The sequence below is a fragment of the Flavobacterium frigoritolerans genome (assembly GCF_025847275.1).
GTDB lineage: Bacteria > Bacteroidota > Bacteroidia > Flavobacteriales > Flavobacteriaceae > Flavobacterium > Flavobacterium frigoritolerans.
The window spans coordinates 70,082-95,284 of the sequence record NZ_JAOZEV010000016.1 but is presented as its reverse complement, the minus strand read 5'-3'; the positions used below and the strand labels follow the sequence as shown (position 1 = coordinate 95,284).

Genomic DNA, 25,203 nt, shown 5'->3' with positions numbered 1-25,203 from the left:
GTACTAAGTATTTCTAACTTTAACGTGATAAATCACATTAGGTTTTGTTCCAACATGCTCCAATAAATGATACATTCTGTCATCAGCGGCTAATTTAGTCACTTGGCTTTCTTTATCATTTACATCTCCAAATATCATCGCTCCAGAAGAACAAGCATTAGAACAAGCTGTTTGGAATTCTCCATCAACTACTGATCTACCTTCATTCTTAGCTTTTAATATTGTAGCTTGTGTCATTTGAATACACATAGAACATTTCTCCATAACTCCACGAGAACGAACATTAACGTCTGGGTTTAAAACCATACGACCTAAATCATCATTCATGTGATAATCGAATTCACTGTTTTTGTTGTACAAGAACCAGTTAAAACGACGTACTTTATACGGACAGTTATTAGCACAGTAACGAGTACCAACACATCTGTTATAAGCCATTTGGTTTTGTCCTTGACGTCCATGTGAAGTTGCCGCAACTGGACAAACAGTTTCACAAGGCGCATGATTACAGTGCTGACACATTACCGGCTGGAAAGAAACTTGTGGATTATCTCCAGCTTTTTCCATTTCGTTAAATGTAGACAATGAACTTGACAATCCCGCAATATTTTCTTTTCTTTCGTTATCTCCAGCAAAAGTACTTTCAGAAGAATAGTATCTATCAATACGTAACCAGTGCATATCACGGCTTCTTCTTACTTCATCCTTACCTACTACTGGCACATTGTTTTCAGCGTGACAAGCTATAACACAAGCCCCACATCCTGTACAAGCATTTAAATCAATAGAAAGATTAAAGTGATGTCCTGTTGAACGATCAAATGAATCCCACAAATCGACAGATGTAGCTGCTACTTCATTGTGATCCAAAGATACTTTTGGTTGTTCGTTCCAAAATTCAGCATCTTTAGTATTAAATATTTCAAGAGAGGTTTCTTTAATAATATCTCCTCTTCCCATTAATGTTTTTTGACCTTGTACACAAGCAAACTCATGTTCTCCACTAGCTTTTGCAAGTTTAACAGATTGAATGTCATTAAAACCTTTATATAAAGAGTAAGCATTTAAACCTACAATCATTTCTTCTTTTAGAGCTGCCTTACGCCCGTAACCTAAAGCCAATCCGATAGTACCTACTGCCTGTCCTGGTTGAACAATTACTGGTACATTTTCAAGCTTAACTCCATCAGCTGTAGTAATAGTAGCATAACTTCCGTTTAAACCACCATTAGCAACAATCTCATTAGTCATGTTCAATGACTTAGCATCCGCATTAGAAACTGTCAAATAGTTATCCCAAGAAACTCTTGTGATTGGATCTGGAAACTCTTGCAACCAAGGGTTGTTTGCTTGTTGTCCATCTCCCATTCCTGTTTTAGTATACAATACTAATTCGAAATCACCTAAAGCTTTTGATTGTGATACCGCATTTGCAGCAGCACTATAATCAACAGAACCTGCAGATAGTGCCGTAGAACTTCCTACAAAAATACCATCATGTAATACTTTATTCCAGCTAGAACCTGCGATTATTCCAGAAGCGTTTGCTTTGATATAATCATAAAAAGTTCCAGAAGCTCCCGTTAGAGATAATAAAACATCTTGAAATTGTTTTGTGTCAAATATAGGACGGATAGTCGGCTGAGTAAGACCATAAGTCCCTTTTGTAATAGATACATCATTCCAAGCCTCTAAATAATGAGGAACTGGAGCAGCAACTGTAGAAAGTAAAGCAGTTTCATCTTCTTTTAAAGAAAAAGCGACTGATGTTTGAACTTTTTTCAATCCAGCAACAAAAGATTCGCTGTCTGCCAATGTATAAACTGGATTAACACCACTCATAAGTAAAGTATGAACGCTTCCTGCTTTCATATCATTAATTAATTGAGCAACTTTAGCGTCAGATCCTTTTCTTATTTGTCTTGTTTCAGAAGTAGTAAAAGCTTCACTTGCCAACACTTGGTTGATAGCTAAAACTAATAACTGAGCATTTTTATCTTGGATTCCAGATACCAACACCCCTTTTGAACCAGCAGCTTTTAATTGTTGAGCCGCTTTAGTAACTTCAGCTTTAAACTGGCTGTCTAAATTAACAGCTACAGAAGAACCAGTTACAATATTATATATGTGTACTAATGCTTGTTTTTGATTTGCAGTTGACATAGGTAAACGCTTATCAGCAGCAGCACCAGACAAAGTCATGTTTGCTTCTAATTGGAAGTGACGAGACATTTTCCCATTTCTAGGAATACGTCCTTGTGCATAAGCAGAGTCATACCCTCCTCCTTGCCAATCTCCTAAAAAGTCAGCTCCTACCGAAACGATAAGTGATGCTTTCGAGAAATCGTAATTAACTAAAGCTCTTTCACCATAAACCGTTTCAAATGCATCTAAAGCAGATGATGACGATACCGCATCATAAACAACATGTTTTGCATTAGGGTTTTTAGCTATAAACTCAGCTATTAATTTTTCAGTCGATGGACTTGCTAAAGTATTTGTTAATAATACGATTTGACCACCTTTAGCATTTGCCTCAGCAATACTAGATTTAATTTTTAAATCAACAGCAGACCAAGTTGCATTTTTTCCTTCCAACTTAGGTTCTTTCAAACGCATACTATCATATAATGATAATATAGACGCATGAATTCTAGCATTGGCTGAAAATTTCGCTCCTGAAATTGTGTTATTGTCAATTTTAATAGGACGCCCTTCACGTGTTTTTACTAAAAGATTAGCAAAATCGAAACCATCAAAAACAGTAGTTGCATAATAATCTGCTACTCCCGGTATGATTTGTTCTGGTTGCAGTACATAAGGTATCGATTTGTGAACAGGGCCTTCGCAAGCTGCAAGTGTAACTGCCGCAGTACTAAACCCAACGTACTTTAAAAAGTCACGACGTGATGTAGAAGACGAAGCTAATGCTCCTGCATTTCCTAAGAATTCATCAGTAGGAATTTCTTCAACAAATTCGTTATTTCTAAGCGCCTCAACAATAGAACTATTTTCGTCTAGCTCTTCAACACTTTTCCAGTATTTTTTGTTTGATGACATTGTATATAAATATTAAAATCTTAATAATTTGATTAATAGTGGCATTTACCACACTCTAAACCTCCCATTTGCGCTGCAGTCAATTTCTCTACACCGTATTTCTTAGAAAGCTCTTCATGTATTTTAGTATAATACTCATTTCCTTCCATCTTAACATCAGTTTTTCTATGGCAATCAATACACCATCCCATTGTTAATTTAGAATATTGCTTCATGATTTCATACTCTTGTACTGGACCGTGACAAGTTTGGCATTCGATTCCAGCAACAGTAACGTGTTGTGAGTGATTAAAATACACAAAATCAGGTAAATTATGAATACGAACCCATTTTACTGGTTGCGTTTTCCCTGTATACGTTTGAGTTGTTTTATCCCATCCAACAGCATTGTATAATTTTTGTATTTGTTCATCGTAGAATGCTTTACTGTACTCTGGAGTAGCAGTAGTCTCAGCAACCTCAGAAATATTTTTATGACAGTTCATACAAACATTCAAAGATGGAATACCAGCAGTTTTACTTACACGAGAAGCAGAGTGACAATATTTACAATTGATTTCGTTATCTCCTGCGTGGATTTTATGAGAATAATGTATTGGCTGAATTGGCTCATAATTCTGATCTACACCTACTTGCATTAAATAAGCATACACAAAATAACCACTTGCCAATAGCAAGAATATAGAAGCAACTAAAACCAAGAATTGATTTCTAGCAAATGCTTTCCATAAAGAAACTCTAGGCTCTTTTGGAGTAACGTCGATTCCATTTGCTTTCGCAACTTTTCTCAATACGTTATTTACCAAGTATAACATCACTACTAACATACCCATCACAAGAGCAAGAGCTCCTAAGATAATGTTATTAGAGATAGCCCCGCTTTCTCCTCCTGTTCCTGGTACAGCAGCAGTAGCTGTTGGAGCCGGAGCCGTAGCTTTAGGTTCAGAAGTATATGCGATAATATTATCTATATCTCCTGTTGATAATTGAGGAAATGAAGTCATGACCGCCTTGTTGTGATCTGCAAAAAGTTTTACAGCAACAGGATCACCTGACTTGATTAAGTCAGAACTATTGTGAATCCACTTGTAAAGCCAAGCTTTATCATGTTTTTCCGACACGCCTCTTAATTCGGGACCTGTCGATTTCCCATCTAGTTTATGACATGCAGCACAATTTGCATTAAAAAGTTCTTTACCCTTTACCGGATCACCTCCCTGAGTTGCTACTGGAGCAGCTTCAGGCGCTGCTGGAGCAGCAGCATCTTGTGCAAATGAAGTTAGCGAGAAAATTAACGTTAGCCCTAAGCTTAAAAATAATTTCCTTGAGATCGAATTATGGTTACCCACCTTTTCCATATTGTATAATGATTATCTACTAAAATTTGGTACGGTTTTTTCTGTATATAAATTACACGAAATAGAATACCTTCTTTTAAAACTTGCACAAAAATACAATTTAAGAACTATTCTCAAAACCTTAAAACAGCCTTAAATACCAATTTATATCAATTCTAAATAATTTTTCTAATATCCATTTATATATTAAATACTATTTTTGCATAAAAACCATCACATTATGAGAATTTTAACTCCTAGAAAAAAAGCACTTTACACATTATTACTACTAATTTCAGCATGTAACATTAATGCGCAAGATCAAAACATTACAGTAAATCAAGACCCTAAATTCGAACAATTATTAAACGAAAAACGTAAAATTAACGCGTCAATTAGCGTTAATGACAGTTACAAAATCCAAATTTTTAGTGGCAAGAGTGACGAAGCAAAAAAAACACTTATCGACTTTAAACAAGAGTTCAAAAACATAGATGGTACCATAATTTTCAACACACCAAATTACAAAGTGATGGTTGGTAATTTTAAAAGCAGAATTGAAGCCGAAAAAAACTTAGTTGAGATAAAAAGAAGATATAAAAATGTATTCCTCATCAAACCAAGCAAATAAAAAACACCAATTTAAAAAAACATACAATTACAAACAAAAAAAGCCATTCAAATGAATGGCTTTTTTTGTTTTATCACAAAATTCTTAAAACAACTTAATCACTTCGTTTTATTTCTAAATTAAAACCGAAATCTAAGCGTGTTTTATAAAAAAACTAAAAGTAAACGTCTCGAAAAAACAATTAAAACTCATTTCAATTCCAAATTCCAACAGATCTGACAGTCAAATTTTCATACTTATTACAAGAACAAAATAGCCAATTAACAAACACAGGAAAAACAATATTTAATTTAAAAAAACACCCTAACAACATCTTAAATTCACAATTAATTATTTTCATCTAATAACAACTTATCACTCCGTATACAAGATTCCTTATCCTAATACTTCTATTAAAACAACAAAACAATTAACTATATTCCAGTGATAAGATCATCTAAAAACACATCAAAAACTAATCATTACAATATCAAGAACCGCATAATACATCTTAAATCCTGAGTAAAATATCATTTCATCCACAACAAATTCAAAATAGTAAAAAGAACATCTATTCGCACACATCTAAAATTTAAAAAAAACTCACAAAATTCAATCAAGAAAAAGCATAAAAAGGAGAGAATCATCAAACTCAAACCAACAAAACTTAACCATTATTTCACAATAACATCAATACCAAAGATACCATAACCTACAAAAATTAAAAATATGTAACTCGTAACATTTACAAAAAAAAAAAGATACAATTGTACCGCTTTTACATATTTCAAAATAATATACAAAACAAAAAAAGCTCCATAGAGAGAAATAGCAGTAACAATATTTAATCAATAATAAAACCCGTCTTAACAAGCCAAGCATCTTCTTGCTTATCTCATTAATATGAATCCGATTTGAAGTAACCACATCAACCTTAAAAAATAGAAAACCAACAACTAGACTTCATGCCGATATGACACATATAATGATACGCTATTATCAAATACACCTTTAGTAAACCATAACACTTCATTAATACAATTCACTTCTAAAACTATTAACCCAAAGCCAAAAAGTAACCCTACCAACTAAAGACAAATAAATTATATCAACTTTCAATCTCGGTTACCAACTACTTTATTAATATTTATATTTTACAACAAAGTAACTGACCAGAAATTCACATTCAAAAAATCATCCTTAGTAAAATAAAATTACCTGAACCACAAAAGAAAAAACATAAAATCAAAGACCACTTATACCAATACAGTTTTATACTAGAATGTACTCATTCTCCACTCTGCCAAATTCTACAAACACAAACAGCAAATTAAGCCAACTTCTAAAGTTAATTTTACGATTTAGACTTACAAAGAATCAATCATAAAAGCATCAAATTCAAAAATCACATCTACCCTATCAATTGAGACATTGACACCTTATTCGATACAAATAAATGCTCCTTTCACACAATTACAGATCATCGAGCTAACAAACTAAAAACACAAACCAAACCCTCATTTAAAACATATATTCAATACATCATCAAGAATCTGCTTTAATACTAACATTTTCAAAATCGACATTCATCATAATTACAATAATATCATTTTCATCACCTAACAAAAACACACAACTACACTTCACAAAATCCATTTTTAATAACAACAGCTGTACTTATAAACTAAAATCAACTCCCTAATAAAATATCGTCACTCAAAAATTAACACTTACGATAAGACCGCAAAACCATCTCAAAGTTGACCACATTTTACACCACATTTTACAGCACATTGTAAACTTCAAAAAAAACACAAACAAATTATCTCAACTGATTTATTCTTCATTCTAAAAAAACTTTCAATATTAAACAAAAAAAATCCCGACAAGTCGGGATTTTTAATTTGAAAACTATAAAATATTATTTCAATTTCTTTTTGATTGCAACCTCATGGTAAGCTTCTATTACATCACGCTCTTCGATATCATTAAAGTTTTTGATTTGAATACCACAATCGTATCCTTTACTAACTTCTTTAACGTCATCTTTGAAACGTTTTAATGCTAATAACTCTCCAGTAAATACAACAACACCATCTCTGATCACTCTAATTTTAGAGTTTCTTGCTATTTTACCATCCATTACCATACATCCTGCAATAGATCCAACTTTAGAAATTTTGAATATCTCTCTAATTTCTGCAGTACCAAGAATTTCTTCTTTCATCTCTGGAGCTAACATTCCTTCCATTGCATCTTTCAAGTCATCGATAGCTGCATAGATAATAGAGTAGTAACGGATATCGATTTCTTCTTTATCTGCTAATTGTCTTGCATTACCTGCTGGACGAACATTAAATCCAATAATAATAGCATCTGATGCAGAAGCCAACATAACGTCAGTTTCAGTAATCGCTCCAACTCCTTTATGGATAATATTAATTTGAATTTCTTCAGTAGACAATTTAGAGAACGAATCAGATAATGCTTCTACAGAACCATCCACATCTCCTTTAAGGATTACATTTAATTCTTTAAATTGACCAAGTGCAATACGACGTCCGATTTCATCTAACGTAATATGTCTTTGTGTACGTACAGATTGTTCACGCATTAATTGAGAACGTTTTGAAGCAATTTGTTTCGCTTCTTTTTCATCTTCAAATACATTAAACTTATCACCTGCAGTTGCTGCACCATCCAGTCCTAAAACAGACACTGGAGTCGACGGACCTGCTTCTAAAACTGTATGCCCTCTTTCATCATGCATGGCTTTAATTTTACCATGATGTTTACCAGCCAACATATAATCTCCAATTTTAAGCGTTCCGTGTTGAACTAAGATAGTCGAAACATACCCTTTTCCTTTATCTAAGAAAGCCTCAACAACAGTTCCTTGAGCTGCTTTATTTGGGTTTGATTTTAAATCTAAAATCTCTGCCTCTAGCAATACTTTTTCTAATAATTCTTTAACACCTAATCCAGTTTTTGCAGAAATATCATGTGATTGGATTTTTCCTCCCCAATCCTCAACAAGTAAATTCATACTTGCTAATCTTTCTTTTATTTTCTCTGGATTAGCATTTGGCTTATCAACTTTATTGATAGCAAATATAATTGGCACTCCTGCAGCTTGTGCGTGAGAAATAGCCTCTTTTGTTTGTGGCATGATATCATCATCCGCCGCAATTACAATAATTGCAACATCGGTAACTTGAGCTCCACGTGCACGCATCGCTGTAAACGCCTCGTGACCTGGTGTGTCTAAAAATGCAATTTTTTGACCATTATCTAATGTTACTCCGTATGCTCCAATGTGTTGTGTAATACCTCCAGACTCTCCAGCAATAACATTCTCTTTACGGATATAATCCAGTAAAGATGTTTTACCGTGATCGACGTGACCCATTACTGTTACAATTGGCGCTCTAACCACTAAGTCTTCTTCTCTGTCTTCAACTACCTCAATAGCTTCTTCGATATCTACAGTAATAAACTCAACTTCATAACCAAACTCATCGGCTACAATTGTTAATGTTTCTGCATCAAGACGCTGGTTCATGGTAACCATGATTCCAAGTGACATACAAGTACCAATAACTTTAGTAATTGGCACATCCATCATGATAGCAATTTCACCTACAGTAACAAACTCAGTAACTTTAATAGTTTTACTTCCTTCATCTAAAGCTCTTTGCTCATCATCAGATTTCTGACGGTGCGTATCTCTTTTATCTCTACGGTATTTAGCAGCTTTTGATTTACCACCTTTACCTTGTAGTTTTTCAAGTGTCTCTCTAATTTGGTTTTTTACTTCCTCTTCAGTAGGCTCAACCTTAGCTACAATTGCAGGACGGTTTCCTTTTACAAAACCTGGTCTTGAACTTCTGTTTGCATTAAATCCTCCTCCAGCTCCTCCTGTATTCGGAGTAATTTTATTAGGATTTGGTGTTCCTGGCGGCACAGCCGGTCTAGGCGCACCTGGTTTAGGAGCAATTCTTTTACGCTTATTTTTGTTAGCGTTATTTGCAGCTGCTCCTGGAGCTCCTGGTTTATTAGGAGTTATCTTTGGATCTTCTTTTTTCTTTTTAGGCTTATTAAATTGAGATAAATCAATTGTTTGACCTGTAAGTGTAGTTCCAGATAATTTTTGATATTGTGTTGTTATAGATTCTTCAACAGGAGGTGTTACTACAGCAGGTTCTGTTTTTACAACAGGCGCTTTTTCTGCAGGAACCACTACTACTGGCTTAACTTCTTTTTTCTCTACAACAGGTTTTTCTTCTTTTTTCTCAGTAACAGCAACTGGTGGTTGTACAGGTTGAACTACCTCTTTTATAACAGGTTTTTCTTCTTTTACAACTTCCTTAGGTGTTTCAACTTTTTCTGGCTCTGCTACTGAAGGAGTGTTTGGAATAATTGCAGGTTTTTTTGGATTTAGATTAATTTTACCAACTTGAACAGGAGCTGTTACAACAGCTCTCGCTTTTATAACCTCTTGTTGTTTTTGGCGCTCTTCGTCTTGTTTGCGTTTGTCTTCAATTTCTTTTTCACGTTCTACACGCAATGCTTCTTTCTCTTTTCTCTTTTCCTCACCAACTTCTTTAGAAGCCTCCTTATTTCCCTTATCGCCCGCAAATTGGCTTTGTAGGATATTAAATTCCTGATTAGAAATTTTTGCGTTTGGATTTGCATCAATAGCAATTCCCTTATCTTTTAGATAATCCACAGCTCTTTCTAATGAAATATTTAATTCCCTTAAAACCTTGTTTATTCTTATTACTCTCTCTTCAGACATAAAACCTTTTTATTATTACCTATTCGTTGTGTTGTGAGAAAGATAGCTTAACTATCAAACTCTTCTTTTAGTATACGCATTACATCTAGAATTGTTTCCTCTTCTAAGTCTGTACGTCTTACTAAATCTTCTACTTCTTGTTTTAAAATACTCTTTGCAGTATCCAATCCTATTTTAGCAAACTCTTCGATAACCCATCCTTCGATTTCATCAGAGAACTCTGTTAATTCGACATCATCGTCTTCACCGCTTGCTACATCTCCTTCTCTAATAACATCAAGCTCATAGCCTGTTAATTGGCCCGCTAGTTTAATGTTATGACCACCTCTACCGATAGCTTTAGAAACTTCCTCTAATTTCAAGAAAACTTCGGCTCTTTTAGTTTCTTCATTAATCTTTATTGAAGATACTTTTGCTGGACTTAAAGCCCTTGTAATATATAATTGAATGTTACTAGTATAATTAATAACATCTATATTTTCATTTCCTAATTCACGTACAATTCCGTGAATACGAGAACCTTTCATACCTACACAAGCTCCAACAGGATCAATTCTATCATCATAAGAATCTACCGCTACTTTTGCTTTCTCTCCTGGTATTCTAACTACATTTTTAACTGTAATTAATCCGTCGAATACTTCTGGTATTTCTTGTTCAAATAATTTTTCTAAAAACTTCTCTGAAGTTCTAGACATAATAATTTGTGGTTTATTCCCTTTTAATTCAACACTTTCAATAATTCCACGAACATTATCTCCTTTACGGAAAAAGTCAGATGGAATTTGTTTTTCTTTTGGCAATACTATCTCATTTCCTTCATCATCCACCAAAATTACAACTCTTGGGCGAACATGGTGCACTTCGGCAGTATAAATATCTCCAATAATATCTTTAAATTGCTTATAAAGATTTGTATTATCGTGTTCATGTATTTTAGAAATCAAATTTTGGCGTAAAGCTAAAATAGCTCTTCTACCTAAATCAATTAATTTTACTTCTTCAGAAACCTCTTCTCCAATTTCAAAATCCGCTTCAATTCTTCTTGCTTCTGTCAAAGTAATCTCCTCATTTTCAAAATCAAGATCTTCGTCAGCAACGATTACTCTCCTTCTCCAAATTTCCATATCTCCCTTATCAGGATTTATGATAATATCAAAGTTATCATCTGAACCGTATTTTTTCTTCAATGCATTTCTAAATACATCTTCTAAGATTGCCATAAGCGTTACACGATCAATAAGTTTATCATCTTTAAACTCTGAGAATGAATCGATTAATGCTAAATTTTCCATGCGAATTCTTTAATTAAAATGTTACTGTAACAATTGCCTCTTTAATTTCTGTATAAGGTATTTGCTGCTCTTTTTGAACTGTTTCTTTTCCTTTTCCTAATTTCTTAGGTTCCCTTGCTTCCCAAGACAAAATTATGAAATCTTCATTAGCATCAACCAATTCAGCCTCAATTTTTTCACCATTAGTATTTACTATCAATGTTCTACCAATGTTTTTCTTGTATTGTCTAACCATTTTTAATGGAGATCCAACTCCTACCGAAGCAACTTCCAAAGAAAAATCTTGTTCCTCTCTGTCCAAATTATTCTCGATAGCGCGACTAACATCAATACAGTCTTGCAAGAGCACACCATTATCTCCATCCAAAGATACAATTATCTTGAAAGCATCGGTAATGGTTAAGTCTATTAAAAAAATTGATGGTTTTTCTAAGAGACCCTCAGCTATTAATACGTTTACTTTTTCTTTAAATGTCATACTTTTATAAAAAGAGGGGACATTTAGTCCCCTCATTATTTAGATTTTAATAAATAACGGTGCAAATATAGTGTTTTTTTATAAATCAAAATAAATTGATTGCTCTAAAAATATTTCTTATCTTTATATAAGCACCAAAATAAACGATTTTTCATGTAATTTAACATCAAAAAGTTATGAAACGCATACTAGTTCCCACCGATTTTTCCGAACATGCAGAAGACGCTTTAAAAGTCGCAGCGCAAATCGCAAAAAAGAATAATGCTGAAATAATCATACTACACACGTTAGAATTACCCAGCCAAATGAACGATGCCATTACTGGCGGAATTAGCATCCCTGAGACTATGCTTTTTATGAAAAAAGCAAACGAAATGCTTTCCAAAATCGCCGAGAGAGCCTACCTAGATGGACTTACAATAATCGAGATGACAAAACTCGACAGACCAGCAGAAGGAATTGAAAAAGTAGCTAATGAGCATGAAATTGACTTAATTATAATGGGCTCAAATGGCACTTCTGGACTTGAAGAATTAGTCATAGGATCAAACACAGAAAAAGTAGTTCGCCATTCTGAAATTCCAGTTTTAGTAATAAAAAAACATATGAACGAATTTAAAACAACAAATTTTGTTTTCGCTTCAGATTTTTCAAAAGAAATTGAAAAACCTTTTAAAAAATTGATAGAATTTGCAAAAATTTTTGATTCTAAATTACATTTAGTCATGATTTGCACCCCAAATAGTTTCAAACCGACCCATGTTGCAAAAAAAATAATGAATGATTTCATCACTCCATTTAATCTCGACAATTATTCAACTCATATTTATAACGACACTAATATCGAAAATGGAATTATTAACTTCTCAAATAGTATTGATGCTGATTTAATAGGTATGTGTACTCACGGAAGAACTGGATTTTCACATTTTTTCAACGGCAGTATTAGCGAAGACATAGTAAATCACGCTATACAACCAATAATAACGTTTAAAATATAAGCAAGCAACAATAAAAATCACACCGCAAGAAGAGCTACAAAATTTTTTAAATTTATTGCATAAAAAAAGCCTCTCAATTGAGAGGCTTTTTATGTTGGTCTACAAGGACTCGAACCTTGAAAGACTGCACCAAAAACAGTTGTGTTACCATTACACCATAGACCAGCAGTGCTGTTAAGCGAGTGCAAATTTAAAGCTTTTTTTGACTTATGCAAACTTTTTACAAAAACTTTATTGCATAAAAAAAGCCTCTCGATTGAGAGGCTTTTTATGTTGGTCTACAAGGACTCGAACCTTGAAAGACTGCACCAAAAACAGTTGTGTTACCATTACACCATAGACCAGCAGTGCTGTTAAGCGAGTGCAAATTTAAAGCTTTTTTTAGTTTGCACAAGCGTTTTGAGTAAAAATTTTAAAAAAAAATGCTTTTTTTTCCAAACAATCTCAACAATAACACGAAACCAATTCATACACAACAAATTACCCCAGCCAATTACTTTTATAGAAAAATTTGTTAATGCTCGTTTGATTACACAAAAAAACATTTTCTTTGTAAGATTAAATAAGGACAAATTTTTAACACCTAAATATGGCACAATTCAACTTTAATAAATGGAATACAATTATTGGTTGGTTAACTTTTACAATCGCTTTAATAACCTACACCCTTACTGTTGAACCTACAATGAGTTTTTGGGATTGTGGTGAATACATCGCTACAGCTGCAAAGCTTGAAGTAGGTCACCCACCCGGAGCACCTTTATACCAAATGATGGGTGCTTTCTTTGCAATGTTTGCAATAGACGATCAACATATAGCCTTAATGGTAAATATGATGTCTGTATTCTCTAGTGCATTTACAATACTATTCATGTTCTGGTCTTCTTCTATTATTCTTAAAAAAATGATAGCACGTTTTTCTGAAATCAACAAGAACAATGCCATTGTAATTCTAGGAAGCTCTTTTGTTGGAGCTTTAGCTTATACATTCTCTGATAGTTTCTGGTTTAATGCTGTTGAAGCAGAAGTTTACGCTATGGCATCCTTATTAATTGCTTTACTTTTTTGGTTGGGATTACGTTGGGAACAAGACATGCATACTCCAAGAGGAAATAAATGGTTGCTGATCATATCATTAGTAGTTGGTCTTTCATTTGGGGTGCATTTCATGGCATTACTTACTGTTCCTGCAATTGGATTCCTTTACTTCTTTAAAAACTACGAAAAAGTCACCATTAAAAACTTTATTATCGCCAATATCGTGGTAGTAGCAGTCTTACTATTCATTTTTATATTATTACTTCCGTTAACAATGGCTTTCTTTGGTAAAACCGAGATCTTCATGGTTAACGAAATGGGAATGCCTTTTAATTCAGGAACTATTTTTGTAGCCTTGGTTTTTATCGCTTTCTTTTATTTCGGATTACGTTACACTAAACAAAAAGGCCTTGTTTTTTACAATACAATAATACTTTGTATCTTATTCATTTTAATTGGATTCTCTACTTGGTTAATGCTACCTATTAGAGCCAATGCCAATACAGTAATTAACGAGAATAAGCCTTCGGATGCAACCGAGGTACTTGCTTATTATAATCGTGAACAATATGGCGCTAACCCTTTGTTTTACGGACCTCAATACACAGAAATGTTTGCAGGATTAGACAAAAACACTCCTTATCTTGACAAAAAACCAAATTACGAAAGAGATTATAAGACTGGTAAATATATAATCACAAACAATTATAAAAATGCTGTGCAAAATTCTGATGATGCACAAAAAGCATTTTTACCAAGAATGTGGAGCACCGATCATGCAGAGAATTACGTAAACTTTACCAACCCTCCTGCATTTAAGATAAATCCAAACTATCCTTACGAAGATGATTTACAAAAATACGGCATTGACCCAAGTCAATTATCTGAAGAAGAATACAATAAAGCAACTGCCCAACTGAGACATGAGGTTGAAAAAACAATCATGGAATTCAAAAAAGCCTATACTCAAAAACAAATTGACAACGATGGTTATATTAAATTCTTAAAAAGCTACGGAGATTACTTAATTATTGAGAAACCAACAATGACAGATAACTTCGGCTTTATGTTCGAATATCAATTTGGATATATGTACTGGAGGTATTTAATGTGGAATTTTGTTGGCCGTCAAAGTGATGTTCAAGGAAAATACGACAATTTAGACGGAAACTGGATTAGCGGAATCAAATTATTAGATTCAATCCACTTGGGTTCTCAAGACAACTTACCATCAGATGTATTAAATAACAAAGGAAGAAATGTTTATTTCTTCTTACCATTCATCCTTGGCTTAATTGGATTAATGTATCATGCTAATAAAGATTTAAAGAGCTTCTATGTTCTACTCGCTTTATTCTTATTTACTGGTTTCGCACTAAAAATATACCTAAACGAAAGACCTTTTGAACCTCGAGAGAGAGATTATGCACTAGTAGGATCCTTTTATGTATTTGCCATCTGGATTGGATTTGGTGTATATGCCCTCTATGAAAGTTTACAGAAATATATTGCTCCAAAAATTGCTGGACCTATAGTTATTGTCGGTAGCTTACTTGCGGCACCGGTACTTATGGCTTCTCAAAACTGGGACGATCATGACAGATCAAACAAATACACTGCTTTATCAATGGCTAAAGCGTATTTAAACTCATGTGATCCAAATGCTATTTTATATACCATTGGTGATAATGATACCTTCCCATTATGGTACGCTCAAGAAATTGAGCACATCAGAACTGATGTGAAAATCGTAAACACAAGTTTATTCATGACTGATTGGTATATTGATCAGATGAAAATGAAAGCTTACGAATCAGATCCGTTGCCAATTTCTTTTACACATGATCAATATGTGGGAGATAAACGAGATTACGTAGCTCACATTCCAAAAATAGACAGCCGATGGGATATTAAAGATTTTATAAATTTTATAAAAAATCCAAAGTCAACTGTTGAAATGCAAAACGGACAAACAATTCACTTTTACCCAACTAATAAAATTCGTCTTACTATAAACAAAGACAATATTATTAAGAATAAAGTAGTTGCTCCAAAGTATTATGACTCTATAGTTCCTTATATCGACATCGATATTAAAGGGAACGCCATATATAAAAATCGTTTGATGATGCTTGATATATTAGCAAACAACGACTGGAAAAGACCTATTTATTTTAGTGGAGGTGCTTTTGATGATGAAGATTATCTATGGCTAAAAAACTACCTTCAACTTGATGGTATGGTATATAAACTTGTGCCTATCAAAAACGTTCCTTCTAAAGAAGGCGGCCCAATGGATATGGGACAAATTGACACTGATAAAATGTATGATATCGTAATGAAATGGGACTGGGGCAACAGCGATAGTGATAAAATTTATCACGATCCTGAAACCAGACGAAACAGTATCACATATCGTACGAACCTTTCTAGACTGATGAAACGATTAATCGCTGAAGGTAAAATTGACAAAGCCAAAAACATCATCAATTTAGCAATGACTAAAATGCCATTGGATAAATTTGGTTATTACTCATTAGTTGAGCCCTTTGCTAAAGGATATTATGATGTTGGCGAAAAAGCTAAAGCACATGATTTACTAGAAAAACTAATAAACAAATACAAAGAAAACCTTGACTATTACAGTCATTTAACTCCTTCTGAGCAATCAAGCCTAGCTATCGATATCATTACCGATATCGAAAGATACAGAAGCTTATTACAAGTAATGAAAGACAGTAAAGATTTACCTTTTTACAATAAACAAAAAGCCATCTTTAATACTTATGTAAATGTTTTTGAGCGATTTGGTCGTGAAAAGGAATAAATAATATTCAAAATATAATAATTAAAAAATGTAGCGCTATTGAAAAATACCGCTACATTTTTTATTTTTACATAATCTAAAATTTCTGAAAATGAGTTTTTATTGGATCAAAACAAACAAGCTAATTAAACATCTTTTTTCTAACTACTATTGGGACATACCTAATAAGGAGAATAAAGTTTATTTGACTTTTGATGACGGCCCTACTCCCGAAATCACTGAATGGGTTTTATCTGAACTCAAAAAACGAAATGCTAAAGCCTCTTTCTTCTGTATTGGAAATAACATCGAAAAACATCCTGAGATTTTCAAAAAAATAATCGATGATGGACATAGTATAGGAAACCACACTTACGACCACTTAAAAGGATGGAAAACCACTACTGCAGCTTACTTAAACGATAGCCTTTTATGTGACAAACAAATTAAAAAATCTTCTACTAAAATCATTCCGTCAAAGATTTTTCGCCCTCCTTATGGGAAAATAACAAAATCACAATCGGCACAGTTACGCCAACTAGGATATAAAATAATAATGTGGGATGTTTTAAGCGCAGATTTTGATCGAAGTATAACTCCCGAAAAATGCTTGCAGAATGTAATCAAAAATGTGAAATCAGGGAGCATCATTGTTTTTCACGATAGCATAAAAGCATCGCAAAACCTTAAATTTGCATTACCAAAAACATTAGATTATTTAAAGGAAAACAATTTTATATTTGATGTTATTTATTAAACACAGAACATCCAATAAAGTATAAAATACCACAAGTTTGCAGTATGTAGAAGAGATTAGAATTGCTCTTGCACAATTCCAATAATAGTATTTGCATCTAATTCACCAGATTGCCTCCAAATCATCTGACCTTCTTTATATATCATCAAAGTAGGTAGCCCTTTAATTCTAAGAGCATCGGCTAATTCCTGATTTTTATCCACATCTATTTTAATCACCTTAGCTTTATCGCCTAGCGCAGCTGCAACATCCTTAATTACAGGATGCATTGACACTGATGATTCGTTCCAATCGGTGTAAAAATCTATTAACACTGGAACTTGAGCATTTATAAGTTCTCCGAATTTTGACATAAAACCAAAAATTTAATCTTTTTAAATCTACTAAAAAGAATTTATTATATACAAATGTAGCATTTTTAACGAATTATGCCACATTCTTCCCTTTTTTTAGTTCAATCACGGTTATTTCGGGCATTATCCCTACACGTCCTGGATAAGCATGAAAACCAAAACCACGATTTACATATACATAGCGGCCTGCATTTTCATACAAACCAGCCCATTGTTTGTACACATATTGTGCCAAACTCCATTTAAAATATCCTGGAATTTCAATTCCAAATTGCATCCCATGCGTATGTCCTGACAAAGTAAGGTGAAAATTCTTAGGATGATTTTTTATTTCATACTCCCAATGACTTGGATCATGGCTCATTAAAACTTTAAAATCTTCTTGTTGAACATTTTGCGAAGCCTTATTTAAATCGCCTGCTTTTTTAAAATTATGCCCCCAATTTTCTACACCTACCAAAGCTATTTTATCTTCTCCTTTTTGGATATAAGTATGTTCATTCAACAACAATTGAAATCCTATTTGCTCATATAATTTTTTTATAGCTTCAAAATTTTCCTCTTTCTTTTCCTCTGATGGCCAAGTAACATATTCACCATAATCATGATTCCCTAAAACTGAATATTTACCATACTTAGGGTCTTTAATTTTATTGAATGTCTCTAACCAAGGATGCATTTCGGTAGCATGCGTATTAACGATATCTCCTGTAAACAAAATCATATCCGAATTTTGTTCATTTACCAAATCGATGGCATAACTTATTTTCTCTGGATTATCGAAGCTTCCTGAGTGTACATCTGATATTTGTGTAATTCTAAACCCATCAAAAGCATCTGGCAAATCTGGAAAAAATACCGTTTGTTTAAATACTTTAAAATTATACCTCCCTTCAAAAATTCCATAAATCAGTGATAAAAAAGGAACCGCAGCCAAACCTACTGCCAATTGGCTTACAAATTTTCTTCGGCTCGGAATTACACTATTTGTTGTTGTATTTGGATTTTCGATAAAATAATTAACAATCCCAACTCCTGCACGAAAAACATCTTCACCTAAAAGCACTAATGTTATTACAATTTTTGGCACATAAACCAATAGCATTAATCCCATTGTAAACATGGTTTGCTTAGTTTGCCCTACTGAACGATCAAATTGCGTAAAAGAATATATTATAAATACAAAAAGCAGTAAACTTATTATTTGGTAACTAATCAAAAGCCATCTTAATTTAATTAAAGTTCGGATAGCCTGAAAAGAATACAACTCTATAAATAAAAAAAGAGCGCAAATAATTATAAAACGAATGACCATTGGTATTTTTTTTTAGGCAAAGTAACAAAGAATGAAAATGCAACAACTTTTAATTATCAAAATTTTAACGCAAGCAATAACAAAAAAGCTGATGAATAAATTCACCAGCCTTTCACCTACTAAAACTATTATTTTACTTACCCCCTTATATAAATTATTAGCCCTAATTTACAGTAAGTAAAATACCTATCAAACCCTTATTTTTTTGCTTTTGCAGCTTCTGGCTTAGCTACTTCTGTTTTCACCGCTTCGGCTTTTTTATCTGCTTTCTTTTTAGCATGTTTAGTCGCTTTAACTTCTTTTGTTGGAGTTGTTTGTGCTGGAGTTGTTTGTGCACTTACCATTGCTGTTGTTCCTAAAACTGCTATAGCTAGCATTAATACTTTTTTCATGATTGTGGTTTTTATGATTATTAACTCATTATTTATAGGTCAAAGATATCTTCACTAAATGAAGATTAAATGAAGTTTTACCCTACCTAAAAACTTTAACTTTTAATTAAGTTTTAACTCGTTGGGCGTAATTACTTCGCCTATTTGCCTTGCTCGGATCATAAAAACTCAATTAAACACATAGAAACATAGATTTTATGTCCAAAAAAGAATACAATAAGAAATACATTTCTTTCGCATAGCTAGCTATGTGCGCTTTAAATAAGTGAAACGCCTTATTTTTAGCTAAAAAAACTATGTTTCTATGTGTAGAAATAATTATACCCAACAGGTTAAGCTTTAATGCTATTTGGGAATAATAATAAAAACGTGGTTCCTTCATTTGGTTTCGAAGTTACCTTTATATCTATATGATGAAATGATGCGATACTATCGGCAATAGCCAAGCCTAAACCTTGCCCTTCCTGATCGGAATTAATGCGAGTAAATCGATTAAATATATTTTCGATTTGGGTTTCATTCATTCCAATTCCCGAATCGGAAATAGACAAGTAATATTGTTGATTTAAAAAACCATCACTTACAACAATACTTCCTTTCTCTTTATTATACTTTATTGCATTTGTCACCAAATTGTACAATAAGATATGTATTAATGTTTTATTACCTACGAAATTAAAATCATGCTCCATTTTATTAGAAAACGCTATTTCTTTATCATCAATTCTGTCCTGAAGATCTTCATACAAACCACTTACGATTTCATGAAAATTGATAACTTCATTGGCTGCATACTGATTATTTTCTATTCGGGAAATTAGCAATAAATTATTGATTATTTTCTTCAACATATCCAGTGTCTTGAGCGAACTGACAATTTTATCTACTGCATTATCATTCAACGATTCATTTTGTAATAAGTTCTCAAATTTATTTTTCAATAATGCTATCGGAGTTAATAGTTCATGAGATACATTGGATATAAATTGCTTTTCTTTTTTAAATAGCTCCCCTATCCTATCCATCATTTGGTTTAAAACAGAGTCTAATTCTCTAAAATCTGCTGAATGTGCTTTTATGGGAGTATGATCAAAAGCTTCTGGCTCATTTACCCGACGTATTTTTGTATCAATAATTTTATAAAAAGGCTTGAGTAAATACTCTATATAAAAAGTATCTGCCAAGAATGTTATCAAAACTATCACAACCAAAACTATAATTATAAAGAGCTTAATTATAAACGTAAGATCTTTTACTTCTGCCAAACTGCTTCCTATCTCTAGCTCATATCCTATATTCTCGTAAGTAAAATGATATTGTAATATTCTGTATTCATTTTCTTCTCCTTCTATAATCCTGTTTTCATTAACAAAAGTGGTTTTTTCCTGATTTGGTAGTTTTTGCAACCTCGAAAGCACCAAAAATTCACTATGTAAGCTCGAAAACTGTGAATAGGTTTCGGTTGAATCATCTGCATTTACGATAAAATCATCTATCTCATTTTGGTTTAAATGCTCTATGAACTTCTTTTTCTTCTCTACAAGTCCGTTATTAATATGTCTATAAACTACATTTTCAACCAAAATAGGCAGCATTAACCATAGTACTAAAATCACCAACAACCGTGTTAGTGCATTAAAAATGGCTAATTGATGTTTTATTTTCACGTTTAATTTAGTTAGGTATTAATACGATATCCTACATTTCTGACTGTTTCAAACCAATCTATAGTTGTGTGTTTGTCTAGTTTTTTTCGAAGGTTTCGAACATGTACATCTATAAAATTTGAATCGGAATTGATCTCCAGAATATCTCCCCAAATATGTTCTGTTAATTGCAATCTTGTAATTACACGGTTTTTATTCAATACTAAATATTGAAAAATATCGAATTCTTTCTTGGTTAAATTAATCGGCATTCCTTCATAACTTACTTTGTAATCTTGCAATTGCAATGAAAACCCATGTACTACCAAATCATTTAAGGTATAACCATGCATTCTACGAATAACCGCAAATAAACGTGCACTTAATTCTGTTAATGCAAATGGCTTGGTAAGATAATCGTCGGCACCAAGATGCAAACCATCAATCCTGTCATCTAGCCCTCCTCGTGCTGTAATAACGATTACTGCAATTTTAGATTTTGTTTTTCGTACTGCCTTCAGAACATCAAAACCATCTCCATCTGGCAAACCTAAATCAAGTAACATAGCATCATAATCATTTCCTCCTATTTCATCTAATGCCTCATTACAGGTATTTGCAATTTTACATACATAACCACCATCGCTCAAAAAATCACGAACCTCGATAGCCAGCTCTTTATTATCTTCGACAATAAGAATATTCATAAACTGTGTTTTATTAATTAAAAGTAAGCAAATAATGAAAACGTAATTTTTTAATTATTAAAAAATTAACGCCTGTTTCAATAAAAAAAGCTGATAAATTTCTTTATCAGCCTTATCAATAATTATCCTTTTTGTTTTACCTACCGCTATCAACCCTCATTTAAAGCAAAACAAAAAAGATATCTATTTTTTCGCTTTCATAGGTTCAACTTTAGGCGCTGTTGTTTTTGCTGTTTTTGTTTTTTTATCTGCTTTTGCTTTTGGGTGTTTGGTCGCTTTAACTTCTTTTACTGGAGTTGCTTTAACCGGAGTTGTAGCTGCGCTAACCATTGCACTTGTTCCTAAAACTGCTACTAATAACATTACTAAATTTCTCATGATTTCTAATATTTAAAAATTAATTATCTCTTATTTTATACACCAAATTTACATCTGCAAAATGAAGACAAAATGAAGAAATAAGTGATATTAAAATTTTAACTTGATATTAACGATTTTCGCATAAAACACTAATTCTACACAATATTTATAGACAAAACAATATGATCGTATTAGCAAAGACGCACTGCGGTGCGCCTCTACGGATGATGAAAAGCATTGCCAATAAAACATTTCAATTCTAATTTAAGTTTATCCCGATTAAATTTTCAAGAACCGAATCGTTTTTAAAACCCAATTGTTTATTTTTACAGACTAATATTTTTTTTATGTCAACTCAAAAACGTCTTTTTCTTCTTGATGCTTACGCTTTAATATTTCGTGGTTATTACGCCTTTATAAAAAACCCACGAATCAATTCCAAAGGAATGGATACCTCTGCAATCATGGGGTTTATGAACTCTCTTTTGGATGTTATAAAAAGAGAAAAACCAGATCATTTAGCAGTAGCTTTTGACAAAGGAGGAAGTGCTTTACGTAATGAGATATTCCCTGAGTACAAAGCCAATCGCGATGTAACTCCCGAAGCTATAAAAATTGCTGTACCTTATATACATGAATTATTAAAAGCAATGCACATCCCAATTATAGAAGTTGCGGGTTATGAAGCCGATGATTTAATTGGAACTATTGCAAAACAAGCCGAAAAAGAAAACTATAAAGTTTTTATGGTAACGCCAGATAAGGATTTTGCACAATTGGTATCTGAAAATATATTTATGTACAAACCTGCCCGAATGGGTAATGGAATAGAAATTTGGGGTGTTCCTGAAGTATTGGCTAAATTTGAAATCGAACGTCCGGAACAAGTAATCGATTTTCTTGGAATGATGGGTGATGCTGCCGACAATATTCCTGGACTTCCTGGTGTTGGAGAAGTTACTGCCAAAAAACTATTGAAAGAATACGGCTCTATGGAAAACCTTTTGGCAAATACCGACAAGCTAAAAGGAAAAATGAAAGAAAACATCGAGGCTAATGCCGAGAAAGGATTATTATCTAAAACATTGGCAACTATTTTATTAGATTGCCCTGTAACTTTTAACGAAACTGATTACGAGTTAACACGTCCTGATATCGAAAAAACCGATGCTATTTTTCAAGAATTGGAATTTAGAAGAATGGCGGAGCAATTTGACAACCTTTTTAAAGCGGATGGAAGCGGATTAGCAACTACTGCAGCAGCTCCTGATGCTAAATTATATAAAAAACCACAACCGAAAAACGATGATCAATTTGATCTTTTTGGAAGTGCTACTATTAATGAAGAAAATCCAGAAGCGCAAAGAACTTCTTTTTATAGCAATTTAGAAAACACACCGCACTCATACCAAATCGTACAAGGTGATTTAGGCTTAAAACTGCTTTTGCAAAATTTACAGAAGCAAACGGCTGTTTGTTTTGATACCGAAACTACTGGATTAAATGCTTTACACGCCGAATTGGTTGGAATTTCATTTTCTTATGAAAAAGGAAAAGGTTTTTATGTTCCGTTTCCAGAAAATCAAGAGGAAGCAAAAGCATTAATCGAAAAATTTATTCCGTTTTTTGAAAATGAAGCAATCGAAAAAATTGGACAGAATTTAAAATACGATTTAAAAATATTATTGAATTATGGCATTTCTGTAAAAGGAAAATTATTCGATACTATGATTGCGCATTACCTGATTAATCCTGATATGCGTCATAATATGGATATTTTATCAGAAACCTATTTAAAATATGCTCCAAAATCTATTGAAGATTTAATTGGTAAAAAAGGAAAGAATCAAAAATCGATGCGCGATGTTGCACTCGAAGACATAAAAGAATACGCTGTTGAGGATGCCGATGTAACTTTGCAACTTAAAGAAATATTCACAACTGAATTAGACAAAACCGAAACTAAAAAATTATTCGACGAAATCGAGATTCCATTGGTTAGTGTTTTGGCTGCTATGGAAACTGAAGGAATTCGTCTTGATGTAGATTTCTTAAAATCATTATCAGAAGAATTAGGCAATGATATTAAAACATTAGAAGCCAAAATCTACGAAATAGCAGGAGAACAATTCAACCTTGCCTCACCAAAACAATTGGGTGATATCTTATTTGATAAATTAAAAATTGGTGGAGCTAAGCAAAAGAAAACTAAAACAGGTCAATACGCAACTGGTGAGGAAATCTTAAGCTATTTAGCCAAAGACAATGAGATTGTAGCTGCAATTCTAGATTGGCGTTCTCTTGTAAAATTACAAAACACCTATGTAGAAGCTTTACCATTACAAGTAGATCCAGTTTCTAAAAGAGTTCATACCGATTATATGCAAACTGTAGCCGCAACAGGTCGTTTAAGCTCCAACAATCCTAACTTACAGAATATCCCAATTCGTACCGAAAGAGGACGACAAATACGTAAAGCTTTTATTGCTCGCGATGAAAATTATACGTTAATCTCTGCCGATTACTCTCAGATAGAATTGCGCATCATCGCTGCTTTAAGTGGTGAAGAAAATATGATTAAAGCATTCCAGAATCATGAAGACATTCATAAATCTACCGCTTCTAAAGTATTCAATGTAGCTTTAGAAGAAGTGACTCGTGAACAACGTAGCCATGCCAAAACGGTAAACTTTGGTATTATCTATGGTGTTTCGGCTTTTGGTTTAAGTAATCAAACCTCATTATCAAGAAGCGAAAGCGCAACATTAATCGAAGCATATTACAAAACATATCCAAGATTAAAATCATACATCCAAGAACAGATAGATTTCGCTAGAGAAAATGGTTATGTACAAACTATTCTAGGTCGTCGTCGTTATTTAAAAGATATTAATTCACAAAACGCAATCGTACGTGGCGGAGCCGAAAGAAATGCTGTAAACGCACCAATTCAAGGAAGTGCTGCCGATGTTATTAAAATTGCGATGATTAATATTCATAAGAAACTAACATCTGAAAACTGGAAATCTAAAATGTTACTTCAAGTACATGATGAACTTGTGTTTGATGTACACAATGACGAACTAGAAAAAATTCAACCCATGATTAAACACGAAATGGAAAACGCATTTATAATGGCAGTTCCATTAGAAGTAGAATTAGGTATGGGAAGAGATTGGCTAGAGGCGCATTAATTACACAACCTTATATAAAACAAAAAATCCATTAGCCGAGCTAATGGATTTTTTGT

General features: G+C 33.0%; 16 protein-coding genes and 2 tRNA genes. 5 read left to right on the top strand and 13 right to left on the bottom strand.

The features are described 5' to 3' along the window. Positions 1–3: 3 nt before the first annotated feature. Together OIU80_RS17350 and OIU80_RS17345 are read right to left on the bottom strand one after the other, a co-directional pair. Complete coding sequence (locus OIU80_RS17350; protein WP_264288243.1) at positions 4–3,060, bottom strand: TAT-variant-translocated molybdopterin oxidoreductase; 3,057 nt, start codon at positions 3,058–3,060, stop codon at positions 4–6. A gap of 32 nt (positions 3,061–3,092) precedes the next feature. Further along, positions 3,093–4,418 (bottom strand): c-type cytochrome, encoded by a 1,326-nt coding sequence (locus tag OIU80_RS17345; RefSeq protein WP_264288242.1) that lies wholly within the window; start codon positions 4,416–4,418, stop codon positions 3,093–3,095. Between the two features lie 220 nt (positions 4,419–4,638). On the opposite strand from OIU80_RS17345, the gene OIU80_RS17340 reads away from it, so the two are divergent. Beyond that, positions 4,639–5,028, top strand: a complete 390-nt coding sequence (locus OIU80_RS17340; RefSeq protein WP_264288241.1) for an SPOR domain-containing protein — start codon at positions 4,639–4,641, stop codon at positions 5,026–5,028. A gap of 1,900 nt (positions 5,029–6,928) precedes the next feature. Here OIU80_RS17340 and infB read toward each other — a convergent pair. Genes infB through rimP form a run of 3 tightly spaced genes read right to left on the bottom strand, consistent with a single transcriptional unit; the run spans position 6,929 to position 11,578 of the window. Further along, entirely contained in the window at positions 6,929–9,805 is a 2,877-nt protein-coding gene (gene infB / locus OIU80_RS17335) for a translation initiation factor IF-2 (protein WP_264288240.1), read from the bottom strand. A gap of 47 nt (positions 9,806–9,852) precedes the next feature. After that, positions 9,853–11,100, bottom strand: a complete 1,248-nt coding sequence (nusA, locus tag OIU80_RS17330) for a transcription termination factor NusA (RefSeq protein ID WP_229989914.1) — start codon at positions 11,098–11,100, stop codon at positions 9,853–9,855. A gap of 13 nt (positions 11,101–11,113) precedes the next feature. Next, positions 11,114–11,578: a ribosome assembly cofactor RimP gene (rimP, locus tag OIU80_RS17325; protein ID WP_264288239.1), complete on the bottom strand. Its 465-nt coding sequence runs from the start codon at positions 11,576–11,578 to the stop codon at positions 11,114–11,116. Positions 11,579–11,754: 176 nt separating this feature from the next. Between rimP and OIU80_RS17320 the strand changes: the two genes are divergently transcribed. Next, positions 11,755–12,579, top strand: a complete 825-nt coding sequence (locus OIU80_RS17320; protein WP_264288238.1) for a universal stress protein — start codon at positions 11,755–11,757, stop codon at positions 12,577–12,579. Between the two features lie 94 nt (positions 12,580–12,673). On the opposite strand, the gene OIU80_RS17315 is transcribed toward OIU80_RS17320, so the two are convergent. Both OIU80_RS17315 and OIU80_RS17310 read right to left on the bottom strand, forming a co-directional pair. Then, positions 12,674–12,744 (bottom strand) — tRNA-Gln (locus OIU80_RS17315). 108 nt (positions 12,745–12,852) lie between these two features. Beyond that, positions 12,853–12,923: transfer RNA gene (locus tag OIU80_RS17310), tRNA-Gln, on the bottom strand. Positions 12,924–13,168: 245 nt separating this feature from the next. On the opposite strand from OIU80_RS17310, the gene OIU80_RS17305 reads away from it, so the two are divergent. Then, on the top strand, positions 13,169–16,444 hold the full coding sequence (locus tag OIU80_RS17305; protein ID WP_264288237.1) for a glycosyltransferase family 117 protein: 3,276 nt from the start codon (positions 13,169–13,171) through the stop codon (positions 16,442–16,444). A 91-nt stretch (positions 16,445–16,535) separates the two neighbouring features. Next, on the top strand, positions 16,536–17,180 hold the full coding sequence (locus OIU80_RS17300; protein WP_264288236.1) for a polysaccharide deacetylase family protein: 645 nt from the start codon (positions 16,536–16,538) through the stop codon (positions 17,178–17,180). Positions 17,181–17,236: 56 nt separating this feature from the next. Here OIU80_RS17300 and OIU80_RS17295 read toward each other — a convergent pair whose 3' ends face one another. The 6 genes from OIU80_RS17295 to OIU80_RS17270 form a co-directional block, all read right to left on the bottom strand. After that, positions 17,237–17,533 (bottom strand): thioredoxin family protein, encoded by a 297-nt coding sequence (locus tag OIU80_RS17295; protein WP_035623602.1) that lies wholly within the window; start codon positions 17,531–17,533, stop codon positions 17,237–17,239. A 73-nt stretch (positions 17,534–17,606) separates the two neighbouring features. Continuing rightward, positions 17,607–18,848, bottom strand: coding sequence for a metallophosphoesterase (locus tag OIU80_RS17290; protein WP_264288235.1), 1,242 nt, complete (start codon positions 18,846–18,848; stop codon positions 17,607–17,609). 197 nt (positions 18,849–19,045) lie between these two features. After that, positions 19,046–19,240, bottom strand: a complete 195-nt coding sequence (locus tag OIU80_RS17285) for a hypothetical protein (protein WP_264288234.1) — start codon at positions 19,238–19,240, stop codon at positions 19,046–19,048. A 332-nt stretch (positions 19,241–19,572) separates the two neighbouring features. Next, entirely contained in the window at positions 19,573–20,907 is a 1,335-nt protein-coding gene (locus tag OIU80_RS17280; protein WP_264288233.1) for a sensor histidine kinase, read from the bottom strand. Between the two features lie 11 nt (positions 20,908–20,918). Next, the gene (locus tag OIU80_RS17275; protein ID WP_264288232.1) at positions 20,919–21,593 is read right to left on the bottom strand and encodes a response regulator transcription factor; all 675 of its coding nucleotides are present in this window, start codon (positions 21,591–21,593) and stop codon (positions 20,919–20,921) included. 183 nt (positions 21,594–21,776) lie between these two features. Continuing rightward, complete coding sequence (locus OIU80_RS17270) at positions 21,777–21,971, bottom strand: hypothetical protein (protein ID WP_264288231.1); 195 nt, start codon at positions 21,969–21,971, stop codon at positions 21,777–21,779. 329 nt (positions 21,972–22,300) lie between these two features. Between OIU80_RS17270 and polA the strand changes: the two genes are divergently transcribed. Beyond that, positions 22,301–25,147 carry a DNA polymerase I gene (gene polA, locus OIU80_RS17265; protein ID WP_264288230.1) on the top strand — a complete coding sequence of 949 codons (2,847 nt, stop codon included), beginning with the start codon at positions 22,301–22,303 and terminating at the stop codon, positions 25,145–25,147. Positions 25,148–25,203: the final 56 nt, after the last annotated feature.

What these genes read in the sequence shown, in the direction of transcription:
- OIU80_RS17350 (WP_264288243.1), bottom strand. Translation starts at nt 3,060, where the DNA reads ATGTCATCAAACAAAAAATACTGGAAAAGTGTTGAAGAGCTAGACGAA.
- OIU80_RS17345 (WP_264288242.1), bottom strand. Translation starts at nt 4,418, where the DNA reads ATGGAAAAGGTGGGTAACCATAATTCGATCTCAAGGAAATTATTTTTA.
- OIU80_RS17340 (WP_264288241.1), top strand. Translation starts at nt 4,639, where the DNA reads ATGAGAATTTTAACTCCTAGAAAAAAAGCACTTTACACATTATTACTA.
- infB (WP_264288240.1), bottom strand. Translation starts at nt 9,805, where the DNA reads ATGTCTGAAGAGAGAGTAATAAGAATAAACAAGGTTTTAAGGGAATTA.
- nusA (WP_229989914.1), bottom strand. Translation starts at nt 11,100, where the DNA reads ATGGAAAATTTAGCATTAATCGATTCATTCTCAGAGTTTAAAGATGAT.
- rimP (WP_264288239.1), bottom strand. Translation starts at nt 11,578, where the DNA reads ATGACATTTAAAGAAAAAGTAAACGTATTAATAGCTGAGGGTCTCTTA.
- OIU80_RS17320 (WP_264288238.1), top strand. Translation starts at nt 11,755, where the DNA reads ATGAAACGCATACTAGTTCCCACCGATTTTTCCGAACATGCAGAAGAC.
- OIU80_RS17305 (WP_264288237.1), top strand. Translation starts at nt 13,169, where the DNA reads ATGGCACAATTCAACTTTAATAAATGGAATACAATTATTGGTTGGTTA.
- OIU80_RS17300 (WP_264288236.1), top strand. Translation starts at nt 16,536, where the DNA reads ATGAGTTTTTATTGGATCAAAACAAACAAGCTAATTAAACATCTTTTT.
- OIU80_RS17295 (WP_035623602.1), bottom strand. Translation starts at nt 17,533, where the DNA reads ATGTCAAAATTCGGAGAACTTATAAATGCTCAAGTTCCAGTGTTAATA.
- OIU80_RS17290 (WP_264288235.1), bottom strand. Translation starts at nt 18,848, where the DNA reads ATGGTCATTCGTTTTATAATTATTTGCGCTCTTTTTTTATTTATAGAG.
- OIU80_RS17285 (WP_264288234.1), bottom strand. Translation starts at nt 19,240, where the DNA reads ATGAAAAAAGTATTAATGCTAGCTATAGCAGTTTTAGGAACAACAGCA.
- OIU80_RS17275 (WP_264288232.1), bottom strand. Translation starts at nt 21,593, where the DNA reads ATGAATATTCTTATTGTCGAAGATAATAAAGAGCTGGCTATCGAGGTT.
- OIU80_RS17270 (WP_264288231.1), bottom strand. Translation starts at nt 21,971, where the DNA reads ATGAGAAATTTAGTAATGTTATTAGTAGCAGTTTTAGGAACAAGTGCA.
- polA (WP_264288230.1), top strand. Translation starts at nt 22,301, where the DNA reads ATGTCAACTCAAAAACGTCTTTTTCTTCTTGATGCTTACGCTTTAATA.